This window comes from Lentzea sp. NPDC059081 (genome assembly GCF_042738015.1).
Classification (GTDB): Bacteria; Actinomycetota; Actinomycetes; order Mycobacteriales; family Pseudonocardiaceae; genus Lentzea.
Map to the genome: position 1 here is coordinate 59172 of NZ_JBHYGW010000033.1, position 15502 is coordinate 74673.

General features: G+C 69.6%; 13 protein-coding genes and 2 tRNA genes. 9 read left to right on the plus strand and 6 right to left on the minus strand.

Going from position 1 to position 15502, the window contains the following annotated elements; genetic code table 11:
• Window positions 1–89: 89 nt before the first annotated feature.
• Window positions 90–163, plus strand: a tRNA-Lys gene (locus ACFWV3_RS39985).
• 75 nt (window positions 164–238) lie between these two features.
• On the opposite strand, the gene ACFWV3_RS39990 is transcribed toward ACFWV3_RS39985, so the two are convergent.
• Complete coding sequence (locus ACFWV3_RS39990) at window positions 239–1774, minus strand: serine/threonine-protein kinase (RefSeq protein WP_382419147.1); 1536 nt, start codon at window positions 1772–1774, stop codon at window positions 239–241.
• 524 nt (window positions 1775–2298) lie between these two features.
• Here ACFWV3_RS39990 and ileS point away from each other — a divergent pair.
• Complete coding sequence (ileS, locus tag ACFWV3_RS39995) at window positions 2299–5460, plus strand: isoleucine--tRNA ligase (protein WP_382419148.1); 3162 nt, start codon at window positions 2299–2301, stop codon at window positions 5458–5460.
• Between the two features lie 55 nt (window positions 5461–5515).
• Here the strand turns inward: ileS and ACFWV3_RS40000 are convergent, their stop codons facing one another.
• Together ACFWV3_RS40000 and ACFWV3_RS40005 are read right to left on the minus strand one after the other, a co-directional pair.
• Entirely contained in the window at window positions 5516–6175 is a 660-nt protein-coding gene (locus ACFWV3_RS40000) for a fasciclin domain-containing protein (RefSeq protein WP_382419149.1), read from the minus strand.
• A gap of 75 nt (window positions 6176–6250) precedes the next feature.
• Window positions 6251–6829 carry a TIGR03086 family metal-binding protein gene (locus ACFWV3_RS40005; RefSeq protein WP_382419150.1) on the minus strand — a complete coding sequence of 193 codons (579 nt, stop codon included), beginning with the start codon at window positions 6827–6829 and terminating at the stop codon, window positions 6251–6253.
• 55 nt (window positions 6830–6884) lie between these two features.
• On the opposite strand from ACFWV3_RS40005, the gene ACFWV3_RS40010 reads away from it, so the two are divergent.
• Both ACFWV3_RS40010 and ACFWV3_RS40015 read left to right on the plus strand, forming a co-directional pair.
• Complete coding sequence (locus tag ACFWV3_RS40010; RefSeq protein ID WP_382419151.1) at window positions 6885–7325, plus strand: MarR family winged helix-turn-helix transcriptional regulator; 441 nt, start codon at window positions 6885–6887, stop codon at window positions 7323–7325.
• Window positions 7326–7338: 13 nt separating this feature from the next.
• On the plus strand, window positions 7339–8529 hold the full coding sequence (locus ACFWV3_RS40015; RefSeq protein WP_382419152.1) for an amidohydrolase: 1191 nt from the start codon (window positions 7339–7341) through the stop codon (window positions 8527–8529).
• Here ACFWV3_RS40015 and ACFWV3_RS40020 read toward each other — a convergent pair.
• The gene (locus tag ACFWV3_RS40020) at window positions 8526–9146 is read right to left on the minus strand and encodes a TetR/AcrR family transcriptional regulator (RefSeq protein WP_382419153.1); all 621 of its coding nucleotides are present in this window, start codon (window positions 9144–9146) and stop codon (window positions 8526–8528) included. The two genes, ACFWV3_RS40015 and ACFWV3_RS40020, sit on opposite strands and share 4 nt — an antisense overlap.
• A 93-nt stretch (window positions 9147–9239) precedes the next feature.
• Here ACFWV3_RS40020 and ACFWV3_RS40025 point away from each other — a divergent pair, with 93 nt between their 5' ends.
• Window positions 9240–10781, plus strand: a complete 1542-nt coding sequence (locus ACFWV3_RS40025) for a flavin-containing monooxygenase (protein WP_382419154.1) — start codon at window positions 9240–9242, stop codon at window positions 10779–10781.
• Here the strand turns inward: ACFWV3_RS40025 and ACFWV3_RS40030 are convergent.
• Window positions 10696–11049 carry a VOC family protein gene (locus ACFWV3_RS40030; RefSeq protein WP_382419155.1) on the minus strand — a complete coding sequence of 118 codons (354 nt, stop codon included), beginning with the start codon at window positions 11047–11049 and terminating at the stop codon, window positions 10696–10698. The two genes, ACFWV3_RS40025 and ACFWV3_RS40030, sit on opposite strands and share 86 nt — an antisense overlap.
• A gap of 114 nt (window positions 11050–11163) precedes the next feature.
• Here ACFWV3_RS40030 and ACFWV3_RS40035 point away from each other — a divergent pair, with 114 nt between their 5' ends.
• The 4 genes from ACFWV3_RS40035 (at window position 11164) to ACFWV3_RS40050 (ending at window position 15219) form a co-directional block, all read left to right on the plus strand.
• Complete coding sequence (locus ACFWV3_RS40035; RefSeq protein WP_382419156.1) at window positions 11164–12006, plus strand: helix-turn-helix domain-containing protein; 843 nt, start codon at window positions 11164–11166, stop codon at window positions 12004–12006.
• A gap of 143 nt (window positions 12007–12149) precedes the next feature.
• Window positions 12150–14420 carry a M4 family metallopeptidase gene (locus ACFWV3_RS40040; RefSeq protein ID WP_382419157.1) on the plus strand — a complete coding sequence of 757 codons (2271 nt, stop codon included), beginning with the start codon at window positions 12150–12152 and terminating at the stop codon, window positions 14418–14420.
• A gap of 39 nt (window positions 14421–14459) precedes the next feature.
• Entirely contained in the window at window positions 14460–15077 is a 618-nt protein-coding gene (locus ACFWV3_RS40045) for a lysoplasmalogenase (protein WP_382419158.1), read from the plus strand.
• A 68-nt stretch (window positions 15078–15145) separates the two neighbouring features.
• Window positions 15146–15219, plus strand: a tRNA-Lys gene (locus tag ACFWV3_RS40050).
• A gap of 103 nt (window positions 15220–15322) precedes the next feature.
• On the opposite strand, the gene ACFWV3_RS40055 is transcribed toward ACFWV3_RS40050, so the two are convergent.
• On the minus strand, window positions 15323–15502 hold a 180-nt coding region (locus tag ACFWV3_RS40055; RefSeq protein WP_382419159.1), incomplete at its 5' end, for a hypothetical protein.

Consider the following 15502-nt stretch of genomic DNA (forward strand, 5'->3'; position numbering starts at 1 on the left):
ACCTGCGCTGACCAGCCGATTGGGAGCGCGCACGAGCCGTGTGCTAACGTTCTCCACGTCGGAACAGCACGTTACCGGCACACAAACAAGCGCCGCTAGCTCAGTTGGTTAGAGCAGCTGACTCTTAATCAGCGGGTCCGGGGTTCGAGTCCCTGGCGGCGTACACCGAAGAAGCAGGCAGAGATTCGTCTCTGCCTGCTTCTTCGCTTTTCGCGGCCTGTTTTCCCGAATGCCGGTTTCAGAACACGATCGTGCAGTTCACGACGCTGTACTTGCCTTCGACCACGTCGTGCCACTTGCGATTCCACGTACCGCCCGCCTTGGAGCAGATGCCCGGCGCCTTCTGCTTCGCGTCGGCCTCGTCGGCGATGAGGTCACCGGCGTCGATGTCGAGCACGCGCTTGGTCGTCGGCTCGAACACGAACGAGCAGTTGACCATGCTGTACTCGCCCTCGGTCTGGCCGGGGGTGAACCACGCGACGTTGAACTTGCCGCCCACGCGCTCGCAGATGGCCGGGCCCTTCTGCTGCGCCTCGTCGTTGCTGAACAACGGGCCGCCGGCGGGGATGGTCAGCAGGCGCGTCGTGGTCTGCACGGTCGTGGTCGGCGGGGTGGTGGTCGGCGGGGCGGTGGTCGTCTTGGTGGACGACTTCGTGGTGACCGGCGTCGTGGAGACCGAGGACAGTGCGCCGGACGACGACATGGACCGGATGTACGGGAACAGGGTCACCGCCAGCGCGGTCACGGCCAGGACGGCGAGCGCCGTGAAGATCCAGGCGCGTCGGCCTCCGCCCGTGCGGCGAGGGGCGGGTGCGTGCTGGGGCTGGTTCGGCAGCACCTGGGTGTGGTGCCGCGGTGGTACTACCGGGATCGGGATTCTCGTCGTCGCGGCCGCGGGGCCGGTGGTGATGAGCTGGCGCGGGGTGGCCAGGGCGGCGCGGGCCGCCGTTGCCAGTGCTCCGGCGCTCGGGTAGCGGTGCTGGGGGTCCTTGGCCAGCGCGCGGGTGACCACGTCGTCCAAGCCCAGCGGAAGGGTGGGGCGGGTGGCGCTCGGGCGTGGTGGCGGCTTCTGGAGGTGGGCGAACATCATCGCCATGTTGTTCTCGCCGGGGAACGGCAGCTGCCCGGTGAGGAGCTCGTGCAGCACGCAGCCCAGGGCGTAGATGTCGACGGCCTTCTGGAAGGCCTCCCCGGTCGGGACCGGCTGCAGCCGCTCGGGTGCGGTGTAGGCGGGGCTGCCGAGCGCGGTGTCGCTGGTGGTGGTTTCGAGCGAGTTGTGGACGATGCCGAAGTCGATGAGGTAGGCGAACTCGTCCGCGCCCGTTCCGGCCACGATGACGTTGGACGGCTTCACGTCGCGGTGGATCAGGTTCTCGGCGTGCGCGGCGTCGAGCGCGGCACCGATCTGCGCGACGATGTGCACGGCGCGGGCCGGGTCCAGCGCGCCTTCGCGGCGGACGAGCGAGCTCAGGTCGGTGCCGTCGACCATGCGCATGTCGATGAACAGCTGGCCGTTGATCTCGCCGAAGTCGTGGATCGGGATGATGTGCGGCTCGCGCAGGCGGGCGGCCACCTGGGACTCGCGCCGGAACCGCGCCTGGTAGTTCTCGTCGGAGGCGAGGCCGACCGGCAGGAGCTTCACGGCGACGGTGCGCTCTTTGACGGTGTCGTAGGCGCGGTAGACCTCACCCATGCCGCCGCGGCCGAGGAGCGACTCCAGCCGGTACGGACCGAACATCCTGGCCGTCGAAGTGGAACTGCCGGGATCGATCACTTCGCAGACCCTTCGCGGGGAGTCGCCATTCAGGGGACAGATCCGGCCATACCGTACCAGTCGGGTGAATGGTCTGTACTCGAACGATGACTGGCGGTATCTGTCACGCCGAATGGCTAATTCGGTCGGGTGACGGCTGCCGTGGGCCCGACGGTAGTCCTGGATCTGGCACCCACAGAGAGTCGACAGGCAACCGACAGCGCCGTCGTCTCATCAGGAAGTCCCCGCTCCCGGGCCGGCAGACCGCGGAGGGGTCGTCAATACCGTTTTCGGCGCGCATCGGCCCGGCGCTACACTCTGCGCCAACAGCATCGATCCGGCCATCACCGGGGAGCTTCCGGAAGAACGGGCGGGTTCCGCCCCAGTAGAACCGGACGGCGCCGCACGTCACGCGGTGTGAATGAGTGGTGCCCGGTTCCTCGGGCGCAAGCGGGGTGGTACCGCGGAGCTCGGACCGGCGTCCGGGTTTTCGTCCCCGCGAGCGGCGTCGCCGCACTTCCACAGTGCGATGGAACGAGGAGCACATGGCGGAGACCATGTCGCAGCACCCGCTTGGCCGGTCCCCTTTCGCCACCTTGCCCGGCAAGGTGGACTTCGGGGCTCTGGACCGGCGCATCACGGCGTGGTGGCAGGAGAAGGACGTCTTCGCGCGGAGTCTCGAGCAGACCGCGCAGGGGCCGGCGTGGGTGTTCTACGAGGGCCCGCCCACCGCGAACGGCCACCCGGGAACGCACCACGTCGAGGCGCGGGTGTTCAAGGACGTCTTCCCCCGCTACCGCACGATGAAGGGGTACTCCGTGCCCCGCCAGGCCGGGTGGGACTGCCACGGCCTGCCGGTCGAGCTCGCGGTCGAGAAGGAGCTCGGGATCACCGGCAAGCCGGAGATCGAGAAGTTCGGCGTCGCGGAGTTCAACGCGCGGTGCCGCGAGTCCGTGCTGCGCCACGTCGGCGAGTTCGCCGAGCTCACGGAGCGCATGGGCTACTGGATCGACCTCGAGAACCCCTACGAGACGATGTCGCCGGAGTACGTCGACAGCGTGTGGTGGTCGCTCAAGCGCATCCACGAGGGCGGCAAGCTGGTCGAGGACTTCCGCGTCGCGCCCTACTGCCCCCGTGACGGCACGACCCTGTCCGACCACGAGGTCGCGCAGGGCTACGAGACCGTGACCGACCCGTCGGTCTACGTGCGCATGCCGCTCCTCGAGCCGCTGGCCGGCCACTCGGACGTCGACCTGCTCGTGTGGACGACGACGCCGTGGACGCTCGTGTCCAACACCGCGGTCGCGGCGAACCCCGAGGTCACCTACGTGGTGGCGCGCACGGGCGACGGCACGTTCGTCCTCGCCGAGCCGCTGCTGGGCGACGTGCTGGGTGAGGACGCCGAGGTGCTGGCCTCGTTGCAGGGCACGGAGCTGGCGGGGCTCAAGTACCGCCGTCCGTTCGACCTGGTCGAGATCCCGGACGCGCACCTGGTCGTGCTGGCCGACTACGTCACCGTCACCGACGGCACGGGCCTGGTCCACCAGGCGCCCGCGTTCGGTGCCGAGGACCTCGCGGTCTGCCGCGCGAACGGGCTGCCGCTGGTCAACCCCGTCGGGCCGGACGGCCGCTTCCTCGACGAGGTGCCGATGGTCGGCGGCGTCTTCTTCAAGGACGCCGACGCGGTCCTGGTCGAGGACCTCACCGCGCGCGGGCTGCTGTTCCGCTACCTGCGCTTCGAGCACCCGTACCCGCACTGCTGGCGGTGCCACACGCCGCTCATGTACTACGCGCAGCCGTCCTGGTACATCCGCACGACGGCGGTGCGCGACGAGCTGATGCGGGAGAACGAGAAGACCAACTGGTTCCCCGACCACATCAAGCACGGCCGCTACGGCGACTGGCTGAACAACAACGTCGACTGGGCGCTGTCCCGCTCGCGGTACTGGGGCACGCCGCTGCCGTTGTGGCGCTGCGCCGACGGTCACGTCACGGCCATCGGCTCGCGCAAGGAGCTGGGTGAGCTCGCGGGCGCGGACCTCTCCGAGCTCGACCCGCACCGCCCGTACATCGACGCGATCACGTTCGCCTGCCCCGACTGCGGCAAGACCTCGTCGCGCGTGCCGGAGGTGATCGACGCCTGGTACGACTCGGGCGCGATGCCGTTCGCCGCGCTCGGGTACCCGCACGTGCCCGGCAGCGAGGAGAAGTTCGCGGCGCAGTTCCCCGCTCAGTACATCTGCGAGGCGATCGACCAGACGCGTGGCTGGTTCTACACGCTGATGGCCGTGAACACGCTGGTGTTCGACCAGTCGCCGTACGAGAACGTCGTGTGCCTGGGCCACATCATGGCCGAGGACGGCCGCAAGATGAGCAAGCACCTCGGCAACATCCTGGCGCCCATCCCGTTGATGGACGCCCACGGTGCCGACGCGCTGCGCTGGTTCATGGCGTGCTCCGGCTCGCCGTGGGCACCGCGCCGGATCGGTCCCGGCCCGCTCGACGAGATCGTCCGGAAGGTCCTGCTGACCTACTGGAACACCGCGTCGTTCTTCGCCCTCTACGCCGCGCAGCAGGAGTGGAACCCGGCGGCGGCCCGGCCCGCCGCCGAGCGCCCGGTGCTGGACCGGTGGGTCCTGGGCGAGCTGAACGCGCTGGTGGCCGCGGTCGACGAGCGCATGGAGAACTACGACACGGCGAAGGCGGGCCGGCTGCTCGCGGACTTCGTGGACGACCTGTCCAACTGGTACGTCCGCCGGTCCCGCACGCGGTTCTGGCAGGGCGACGCGGACGCGCTGGTGACGCTGTACGAGTGCCTCGAGGTGCTGACCAGGTTGCTCGCGCCGCTGATGCCGTTCGTCACGGAGGAGGTGTGGCAGCTGGTCGTGCGTCCCGGCAACGCGGACGCGGCCGAGTCGGTGCACCTCGCGACGTGGCCGGTGGCCGACACCGCACTGGTCGACGCGAAGCTCGCGGCCGAGGTCGCCACGGCCCGTGCGCTCGCCGAGGCCGGCCGTGCCGCGCGCAAGGCCAGCAAGGTGCGCATCCGGCAGCCGTTGCAGCGGGCGCTCGTGGGCCTGCCCAGCGGGGAGACGCTGTCGCAGGACCTGCTCGACGACATCGCCGACGAGCTGAACCTGAAGGCGCTGCAGCCGTTCGACGCCGACAGCCACGTGATCGACGTGGTCGTGAAGCCGAACTTCCGCGAGCTGGGCAAGCGGTTCGCGAAGCAGACGCCGCTGGTGGCCAAGGCGATCAGCGCCGAGGATCCGCGCAAGATCGTGGAGGCGTTGCGGGACAACGGTTCCGCGACGGTGGCGCTGGCCGACGGCGAGGCCACGGTCGGACCGGACGACGTGGTCGTCACCGAGGTCCCGCGCAGCGGCTGGGTCGTCGAGTCGCAGCGCGGCGTGACGATCGCGCTCGACGTCGAGGTCTCGCCGGAGCTGGCGGCCGAGGGCACGGCACGCGACCTGGTCCGCGTGGTCCAGGTGGCACGTCGTGAGGCGGGCTTCGAGATCTCCGACCGGATCGACCTGGTGATCGCCGCGGGACCCGAGGTGCGGGCGAGCGTGGCCGCGCACGAGGCGTTCATCGCGCAGGAGACGCTGGCGGTCTCGGTGACGCTGGCCGACTCGCTTCCGGGCGGCTCCGCCGGCACCGCGGGTGACGGCTGGGACGTCACGGTGCAGGTCACGAAGGCCTGACCTGGCAAGCGAAAAGGGCCGCGGCTGACAGCCGCGGCCCTTTTTCGTGCTCACCTCACGCGGTGGGCATGAGCACCGAGTCGATGAGGTAGACGGTGGCGTTGGCGGTGTGGACGCCGCCGCAGATGACGTTGGCGTCGTTGACCTTGATGGCGTTGCCGGAGCCGGTGACCTTCACGGTGCCGGTCTCGACGGTCTTCTGGTCGCCGGCGATCTTGTCCGGGGAGATCTGGCCGGGCACGACGTGGTAGGTCAGGATCTTGGTCAGCAGCGCGTCGTCGGTCTTGAGCTTCTCGATGGTCGCGGGGTCGATCTTGGCGAACGCGGAGTCGACCGGAGCGAAGACGGTGAACTCGGCGCCGTTGAGCGTCGAGACGAGGTTGACCTTCGGGTTGAGCTTGCCGGACACGGCGCTGACCAGCGTCGTGAGCAGCGGGTTGTTGCTCGCCGCGACCGCGACCGGGTCGGCGGCCATGCCGGAGACCGACCCGGCGCCGGACGGGACCTGCTTCGCGTAGTCGGCACAGCCAGGACCGACGAGATCCTTGGCCGGGTCGGCCATGGCGGACGTGGACGGCGCCATCGAGGTCGACATCGTGGGCGCGGTGCTCGACGAGCCGCTGCTGGCCATGTCACCCGAGCCGCACGCCGCGCCGAACAGGGCGAGCGAGGCGGCGCCGAGGGCGAGAACGGTGTTGCGGACGGTCTTGTTCATGACGAGACATCTCCCAAGGTGATCGGGCGGTTGCTGCTCGTGATTCGGGGGCCTCGTCCGTGCGGATGGGTGCGGTTATGAATCCGTTACCCGAGGCTCCCACTCCGGCGATCGCCCCAGCGTGGTGAGGATGCGGCGCAACGGGTCCACGTCGTCGCCAGCCAGCGCGGGCCCGAACGGCGCACCGGGCACGAGCCTGCTCTCGCCACCGGGTACGGCGAGCGCGATCGGCAGCGCCACCTCGGCCACGTCCGGGTCGAGCCGGTACTCGAGCCCGAGCGACCGGGCGACGTCCCAGCCGTGCACGACGTAGTCGATCAGGTGGAAGCCGATCGCCTGGGCCGCCGGGAAACGAGCCCCGAACTCCGGCAGGTCGAACTCCGGAACGGGCTGCGCGAAGGCAGCCAGGACGTCCTCGGCGGCGTCGGCGTACTCGGCGGGTCCGGCCGCTCGGACCTGCCACACCTCCGGGTCACCTCCCCTGCCCCGTGCCGCGGCGGCGAAGCCGTGGTGCTGCGCGGTCATGTGGGCGAGCAGGTCGGCGAGCGTCCACTCCGAACAGGGTGTGGGCCTGGCCAGGTCGTCGTCCCGCACTCGTGACACGACGTCCACGCTGGTCCGCACGACGATGCGATGCAGCTCATTAATGTGCATATGCTTACGATAAGCGTGAGCTTACGATAAGCGCAAGGTCGCTATCATCCGGTTCGTGGACGCCCGGCGACGAGACCTGGCGGCGATGATCGCGCCGTTGCAACGGGCGCTGGTCGCCGCCGAACAGCCGGTGCTGCGCGCGCACGGGCTGAGCATGTGGGGCTACGTCGTGCTCGACGCCCTGGACGGCCAGCCGGTGCGCACCCAGGCCGCGCTCGCGGAGTTCATCGGCGCGGACAAGAGCCGCCTCATCGCCGTGCTCGACGAGTTGGAGAAGGACAAACTGCTGGAACGGACCCGTGACCCGGCAGACCGGCGCGCGCGGTTCGTCACCATCACGGACGAGGGCCGCCGCAAGCACGCCGCGGCCCAGGCCGACATCCAACGCAACGAGGACCGCGTTCTCGCGCACCTGCCGGCGACTGACCGAGAAGCGTTCGTGCGCGCGTTGGCCGCCCTGTCCGCACTGCCGGCCGCGGAGATCACCGGCGGGTGACAGGATCAGCGGCATGACCGACCTGCACGAGCTGTACCGCGACCTGCACCAGCACCCCGAACTGTCCCTTCAGGAGCTCCGCACGGCCGGCGTGCTCGCCGGCGCGGTGCGCCCGCTGGGGTTCGAGGTCACGACCGGCGTCGGCGGCACCGGCGTGGTCGGCGTGCTGCGCAACGGCGACGGCCCGGTCGTGATGCTGCGCGCGGACATCGACGCGTTGCCCGTGCAGGAGACGACGGGTCTGCCCTACGCGTCGACGGTCCGCGCCACCAATGCCCACGGCGAGGACGTGCCGGTCGCCCACGCGTGCGGGCACGACATGCACGCGACGTGCCTGGTCGGGGCCGCCGAACGGCTCGCGCAGACCCGTGCGGAGTGGACGGGCACGCTGCTCGTGGTCTTCCAGCCGGCCGAGGAACTGGGCGTCGGCGCGCGGAACATGGTCGAGGACGGACTGTTCGAGCGGTTCGGCAAGCCCGAGGTCGTGCTGGCGCAACACGTCGCGCCGTTGCCCGCGGGGATGATCGCGCACGGCAGCGGGCCGGTGATGGCGGCGTCCGACTCGGTGCGCGTCACGTTGTTCGGACGTGGTGGACACGGGTCGTCGCCGGAGACCGCGGTCGATCCAGTGCTGATGGCGGCGCATGTTGTCGTGCGGCTGCAAGGGATTGTCGCGCGCGAGATCGCCCCTAGTGAACGTGCCGTGCTCACGGTCGGACGGTTGCACGCGGGTCTGAAGGAGAACGTCATCCCCGAGACCGCGGAGCTCGGGATCAACATCAGGGCGTTCAGCGACCACATCCGCGGCATCCTGCGTGCCGCCATCGAACGGGTCGTGCGCGCGGAGGCGCAGGCGTCCGGGGCGCCGCGCGAGCCCGAGTTCGACTGGTACGACGGCATGCCGGTGCTCGTGTCCGATCCGGACGCGACGAGCAGGACCGTGGCGGCGTTCGCGGAGCACTTCGGCGCGCACAACCTGATCCCCGGCGCGGTGGTCAATGCCAGCGAGGACGTGGGCGACTTCGGTGCCGCGGCGGGAGTTCCGACGGTGTTCTGGTTCCTGGGCGGCACGGACTTCAGCGCGCGCGAGCCGGGCAAGGCCGTGCCGATGAACCACTCCCCCGAGTTCGCGCCCGACCTGGAGCCGACGATCACCACCGGGGTGGACGCGCTGGTCGTGGCGGCGCGGGCCTGGCTCGGCTAACGCGCGGCGATGCCGTCGTACATCACGCGCCGCAGGGCCTCGCTCTGCGCGACCTGGGCGTCCGGCGTGCGCAGTGACGAGATCGCGGTGCCGAGGATCATGCCGTTGATGGCCCTGGCGGTGTTGTCGACGTCCAGGTCGGCGCGCAGGTAGCCGAGCTCGACGCCGTGCGTCAGGTAGGCGGCGGTGAGAGCGGCGGCCAGGTCGAACAGGTCGAGGATGCGCTCGGCCATGGCGCGGTCGATGCCGGGCGCCTCGAACAACAGCAGGCGCGGGACGCGGGGGTCCTCGCCGAAGATGCGGCCCAGCGCCTCGCCGATGCGCGCGGACTGCTCGCGGTACTCGTCGAGCGTCGACACGGCGTCCGGCGCGTTCTCCGCCGTGAGGGCGCCGGTGATGCGGGCGACCAGGTCGTCGACGACGTGGTCGACGATGTCCCGCTTGTTCTGGAAGTAGCGGTAGAACGTGCCGTGGCCGATGCCCAGCCGCGTGGCGACGTCCGCGATGCCGGTGGCGTGGTAGCCGCGTTCGGCGAAGCAGTCGAAGGCCGCGTCGATGATCTCGCGGCGCAGCTCCTGCTTCTTGCGCTCGGCGCGGCTGACGGGGTCGACGCTCATGCGGCTGAGTCTATGACCTGTCCATCCTTGTGATCACCGCAGAACTGACATACGGTTCCGGAACTGACACACGATTCCGTTTCGGAGGTCGGCATGCACGACGCGGTCATCGTCGGAGCCGGGTTCGGCGGGATGGGCGCCGCCGTCGAGCTGCGGCGGCTCGGGTTCGATGACCTCGTGATCCTCGAACGGGAGGACGACCTCGGCGGCACGTGGCACGTGAACCGCTATCCGGGGCTGGCCGTGGACATCCCGTCCCCGACGTACTCCTACTCGTTCGAACCGAACCCGCACTGGTCACGGCTGTTCGCGCCGGGCGAGGAGCTCAAGCGGTACGCCGCGCACGTGGCCGCGAAGTACGACCTGCGGCGGTCGATGCGGTTCGGGGTGACCGTGACGAGCGCGCGGTGGGAGGACGACCACTGGGAGGTCGTCGCCGGTGAGGAGACCTTCGCGGCGCGGTACCTGGTGACCGCGACCGGGTTCCTGTCCATGCCGAAGACGCCGGACATCGCGGGCATCGAGTCGTTCCGGGGCGAGGTGGTGCACACCGCCGCGTGGCAGCCGACGGACCTGCGCGGCAAGCGGGTGGCGATCATCGGCACGGGCGCGACGGCCGTCCAGCTGATCCCCGGGCTGGCTCGTGAGGCAGCCGCGGTGACCGTGTACCAGCGCACGCCGATCTGGGTCAGTCCCAAGCCCGACTACCCGGTTCCCGCGGTGGTGCGGAAGCTGTTCGCGCGGCTGCCGTTCGTGCAGCGGGCCGTGCGGTGGTTCGGGAGCGCTGTCCTGGAGCTGATGATGATCTCCGGGGTGGTGCACTACCGGCAGCTGCGGGTGGCGAACAGGCTGGCCGAACGGTGGTGCCGGGCGCACCTGCACCGCCAGGTCCGCGATCCCGGGCTGCGCCGCAAGCTCACGCCGGACTACTCGTTCGGCTGCAAGCGGCCCACGTTCTCCAACGACTACTTCCGCACGTTCACGCAGCCGCACGTGAGCCTGGAGACGTCGTCGATCACCCACGTCGACGGCTCCGGGATCGTCACCGCGAACGGCCGGGTGGACATCGACGTCCTCGTGCTGGCAACGGGGTTCGACCTCTGGGACGTCAACTTCCCGGCGTTCGAGGTGACCGGCCGCGACGGCAGGGACCTCGGCGCGTGGTGGCGGCAGAACCGGTTCCAGGCCTACGAAGGCGTGACCGTGCCGGGCTTCCCGAACTACCTGTCGCTCAACAGTCCATACTCCTACAGCGGGTTGTCGTACTTCACGACGATCGAGTGCCAGATGACGCACATGCGCCGCCTGTTCACGGCGATGCGCGCGCGTGGCGCGTCGGGGTTCGAGGTCACCCGGCGCGCCAACGACGAGTTCCTCGAACGCATGCGCGCCAAGGTCTCGCGGAACTCGGTGTTCTCGCTCGGACAGTGCGCCACCGCGCACAGCTACTACTTCAACCAGCACGGTGAAGCCACGCTGCTGCGGCCGACCTCGACGATCGGCGCACAGCGCGCGGCCGGCCGCTTTCCGTTGTCGGACTACGACTTCCTCACGGACACAGGCACAGCAGGTGGCCCTGCGGATCGGCCAGGACGGTCCACTGCCCCTCGCCCGGCTGGAAATCCGGCTTCGTAGCGCCGAGCGCGAGCACCTGCTTCTCGGCCAGGTCGAGGTCGGCGACCTGGAAGTCGAGGTGCGCCTGCTTGGCACCGCCCGGCCACGCGGGCGGCTGGTGGTCCGGCACGCGGACGAAGGCGAGCTGGATGCCGTCGCCGCCCAGGTAGACGCTGTCCGCGTCACCGGAGGTCACCTCCCACCCGGTGACCTGGCGGTAGAACTCGCCCAGCGCCTGCGGGTCTGCGCAGTCGAGGACGACGGTGGTGAGCTGGGCCAGTGCGGGCATGGATCTTCGCTCCTTCACTCGGTGGTGTGATTCAGCGTCGGCCCCGACCGCGTTCCGGGTCTTGGACATCCTTGCGCGGCGAAAACTGTCGGACCCCGTCCCTAGTCTCGAGTCGTGCTCTCCTTCGTCGACCTCGCAGCCCGTCCGGAGTTCACCGTGTCCGCGGTGGACTGCCGGGACGACCATCGCGGCTGGACCGCGGAAGCGCCGCGCGCGGACGTGCGGCTCGTGTTCGTGCGCCGCGGTGGGTTCCGCCGCGAAGTCCGTGGTGTGCAAGCGGATCTCGACCGCACGGTGGGCTATGTCGGCTTACCCGGCGAGGAGGAGCGCTTCGCCCACCCCGCCGGAGGCGACGTGTGCACGTCGGTCGTCCTGAAGCCGGGGTTGTGGCGCGCGCTCGCCGGCGACGCGCCGCGGTTACGAGGGTCGTCGGTCTACGTGGACGCCCGGCTCGACCTCGCCCACCGGCGGCTGCTGGCCGCGGCCCGGTACGAGGGCGCCGAGGAACTGGTGGGTCTGGTGGCCTCGGTGGTCCGCCAGGTCGTCGCGACGACCACGCCGGGCTCGGCGCGCGACGGCGATTTGGTGGCGAGGGCGCGGAATGTCATCGTTGACAACCATCCGGGTGCGTCGGGATTGCTTCCGCTTTCCGGCCTCCTGGGTGTCTCGCCTTATCGGTTGAGCCGTGCGTTCACCCGCGAGCTGGGCGTGTCGCTGACCCGCTACCGCAACGGAGTGCGGGTGGGCAGGGCGCTGGACCGTCTGGAGAAAGGCGAGCCCAGCCTCGCCGCGCTCGCCGCCGACCTGGGGTTCGCCGACCAGGCCCACCTGTGCCGGACGGTGCGCGACCACCTCGGCCGAACGCCAACCGCACTGCGCAGACTTCTCGGGGCAAATCGGCCATCAAGCGCGACAAAGGAATGCGCGGCACCAACTCCCACAAATGCGGTCGAATAGTTAGGTGTGAATAAGTTAGTCCTTGTTAACGATCGTCCGGCAACTCATCCTTTCCCTGCTCCGCCACCACATTCACCTCGACGAACCACCGGCTCCCCCTGCATCCGAGGGCCGGTGTCTTCGCCCTGCACCGAGGAGAACACATGCAAGCCAGACGCACCTTCGTGCTGGCAGCGGCAGGAACCCTGGTCGCCGCCGCCCTCACCCAGGTCGGCGCTCAGACGGCCGCCGCCCAGCCCCCGAGCCAGACGGCGGAGGCGATGGCCGTGGACGCGGCCGCGAGCCTCGTCGACAGCCGCCCGGCCCAGCTGCACGCCAGCGCGGACGACTCGTTCGTGCGGCGCGGCGTGATCTCGTCGACCAACGGGCTCAAGTACGTCCCGTACGAGCGGACGTACAAGGGAATCCCGGTCGTGGGCGGCGACTTCGTCGTCGTGACCAACTCGACGGGCCAGGTCCTGCAGACCTCCGTCGGCCAGGACACGACGATCACCCTCGCGGGCACCACCCCGTCGGTCGGCAAGGCCCAGGCCGAGTCCGCCGCGAGGGCGACGATGTCCACTGTGGACAGCGTCGGCTCGGCCTCCCAGGTCGTCTACGCGCTCGACGCCACGCCGAAGCTCGCCTGGAAGGTCACGGTCACCGGCCGCGACTCCGAGGGCCCGAGCAAGCTCGACGTGGTCGTCGACGCCACCACCGGCCAGGTCCTGCGCAAGCAGGAACGGGTCATGCACGGCACCGGGACCAGCGCGTGGAACGGCCCGAACCCGGTCACCATCGCCACCACGCAGTCCGGCTCGAACTACTCGCTCAAGGACCCGACGCTCACGAACGTGAGCTGCCAGGACGCGGCGAACAACACCACGTTCACCAAGACCTCCGACACCTGGGGCAACGGCACCGCGACCAACCGCGAGACGGGCTGCGTGGACGTCCTGTTCGCGGCGCAGACCGAGTCGAAGATGCTCTCGCAGTGGCTGGGCCGCAACGGTTTCGACGGCAACGGCGGCGGCTGGCCGATGCGCGTCGGCCTGAACGACCAGAACGCCTACTACGACGGCAGCCAGGTCCAGATCGGGCACAACAGCTCCAACCAGTGGATCGGCTCCATCGACGTCGTGGCGCACGAGCTCGGCCACGGCATCGACGACCACACGCCGGGCGGCATCTCCGGTGCCGGCACGCAGGAGTTCGTTGCGGACGTCTTCGGCGCCACCACCGAGTGGTACGCCAACGAGCCGTCGCCCTACGACACCCCGGACTTCCTCGTCGGCGAGACGATCAACCTCGTCGGCCGCGGCCCGATCCGCAACATGTACAACCCGTCGGCGCTCAACCACGCGAACTGCTACTCGTCGTCGATCCCGAACACCGAGGTGCACGCGGCGGCGGGCCCCGGCAACCACTGGTTCTACCTGCTCTCCCAGGGCACGAACCCGACCAACGGCCAGCCGACCAGCACCACGTGCAACAACACGTCGATCACCGGCCTGGGCGTCGAGAAGGCCATCAAGATCTTCTACAACGCCATGCTGCTCAAGACCTCCAGCAGCTCGTACCTGAAGTACCGCACGTGGACGCTGACCGCCGCGAAGAACCTCTACCCCGGCAGCTGCGCGGAGTTCAACACGGTCAAGGCGGCCTGGGACGCGATCAGCGTGCCCGCGCAGTCTGCCGACCCGACGTGCAGCGCGACCGGCACGGTCACCGTCAGCAACCCCGGCAACCAGTCGAGCACGGTCGGCACCGCCGTCTCGCTGCCGCTGTCCGCGAGCGGCGGCACCTCCCCGTACACGTGGTCGGCCACCGGCCTGCCCGCCGGCCTGTCGGTCAACGGCAGCACCATCTCCGGCACCCCGACCACCTCCGGCACGTCGAACGTGACGGTCACCGCCCAGGACAGCGCGGGCAGGACCGGCAGCGCGTCGTTCAGCTGGACCGTCGGCACCGGCGGCGGCAACTGCTCCGGCCAGAAGCTCGCCAACCCGGGGTTCGAGTCCGGCAGCACCTCCTGGACCGCGACCTCCGGCGTGATCGGCCAGCACAGCTCGAACGGCGAGCCCGCGCGCACCGGCACCTGGTCGTCGTGGCTGAACGGCTACGGCTCCTCGCACACCGACTCGCTGTCCCAGTCGGTGACCATCCCCTCCGGCTGCAAGGCGGCGCTGACGTTCTACCTGCACATCGACACCAGCGAGACCGGCAGCACCGTCTACGACAAGCTGACCGTCACCGCCGGCAGCACCACGCTCGGCACGTTCTCGAACACCAACGCCGCCTCCGGCTACGTGCTAAAGACGTTCGACGTGTCCTCTCTCGCGGGCCAGACCGTGACCTTCAAGTTCACGGGCGTGGAGGACGCCTCGCTGCAGACGTCGTTCGTGATCGACGACACGGCCCTGACGCTGAGCTGAGTTATCTAGTCTGAGTGCCCTCAACGGCGAGAGGCACTCATGAAGAAGCAGGCATACGCGGTTGCCGCGATCACAGACTCGATCGCGGCAACCGTGCCCAGCACCACCACAGTGCGCAAGCTCACGAAAACCGCACTGATGCCCGCTCTCGCCGTCGCCAGTCCATCGCAGGACCTCGGCATGGCAGTGGGCCTGGCCGGCTCCTGGGCGGGCGACGTCGCCCTGCTGGGCAGCACGGACCGGGCGTTCCGAACAGGACTGTTCAGCTTCCTGGTGGCCCACCTCGGCTACACGGCAGCCCTGGCCCGCCGCTCCACACCCGGCACGCGCAAAGCAGTGGTGCCCATCGTCGCCGCATCAGCCGCCGGCGCCTTCGCGTTCTCCCGAGCAGCAGGCCGGCTGGGCAAACCGGTCGGCCTCTACGCCCTCACCCTGGGCACGATGGTGGCCGCCGCCTCCACGGCACGAGGCCCCGGCGCACGTCGCGTTTTCGGTGGCGCAGCACTGTTCGCCGTCTCCGACGCCCTGCTCGGCGCCAGCAGGTTCGTCCTCAAGGGACGAGCCGCCCGAGCAGCCTCCGCCGGCGTGATGCCCACCTACACCGCAGCCCAGTGGCTCATCCACACCGGCTTCGCCCGCACGGGTGACCCCGCCTGAAAACCCGGTGGATGCCCTGTGCTACCGTTCTTCATGTCGGAAACAGCAAGGCTCCGGCACATGAACAAGCGCCGCTAGCTCAGTTGGTTAGAGCAGCTGACTCTTAATCAGCGGGTCCGGGGTTCGAGTCCCTGGCGGCGTACACCGGAGAAGCCGGTCGAGATCAGTCTCGACCGGCTTCTCCGTTTTCACGTGCGGGGGCGGGACCGGTTGGTGCCGGTCCCGCCCCTGTGATCACCTCGTGGTCACGCCTTCACGGAGTGCTTCCCGTGGGTCCAGGACGAGGCGTCGCCGCCGTCGCCCGCCGGACCGGAGTGGCCACCGACGGTCTTGCTGTGGTTGGAGGCGTCGCCGGTCGGACCCGTGGCGCCGGTGTCACCGGAGTTGCCCGAGGTGACCTCGGTCCAGGACTGGGTGCCGTGGTT

What these genes read in the sequence shown, in the direction of transcription:
- ileS (WP_382419148.1), top strand. Translation starts at nt 2,299, where the DNA reads ATGGCGGAGACCATGTCGCAGCACCCGCTTGGCCGGTCCCCTTTCGCC.
- ACFWV3_RS40000 (WP_382419149.1), bottom strand. Translation starts at nt 6,175, where the DNA reads ATGAACAAGACCGTCCGCAACACCGTTCTCGCCCTCGGCGCCGCCTCG.
- ACFWV3_RS40005 (WP_382419150.1), bottom strand. Translation starts at nt 6,829, where the DNA reads ATGCACATTAATGAGCTGCATCGCATCGTCGTGCGGACCAGCGTGGAC.
- ACFWV3_RS40015 (WP_382419152.1), top strand. Translation starts at nt 7,339, where the DNA reads ATGACCGACCTGCACGAGCTGTACCGCGACCTGCACCAGCACCCCGAA.
- ACFWV3_RS40020 (WP_382419153.1), bottom strand. Translation starts at nt 9,146, where the DNA reads ATGAGCGTCGACCCCGTCAGCCGCGCCGAGCGCAAGAAGCAGGAGCTG.
- ACFWV3_RS40025 (WP_382419154.1), top strand. Translation starts at nt 9,240, where the DNA reads ATGCACGACGCGGTCATCGTCGGAGCCGGGTTCGGCGGGATGGGCGCC.
- ACFWV3_RS40030 (WP_382419155.1), bottom strand. Translation starts at nt 11,049, where the DNA reads ATGCCCGCACTGGCCCAGCTCACCACCGTCGTCCTCGACTGCGCAGAC.
- ACFWV3_RS40040 (WP_382419157.1), top strand. Translation starts at nt 12,150, where the DNA reads ATGCAAGCCAGACGCACCTTCGTGCTGGCAGCGGCAGGAACCCTGGTC.
- ACFWV3_RS40045 (WP_382419158.1), top strand. Translation starts at nt 14,460, where the DNA reads ATGAAGAAGCAGGCATACGCGGTTGCCGCGATCACAGACTCGATCGCG.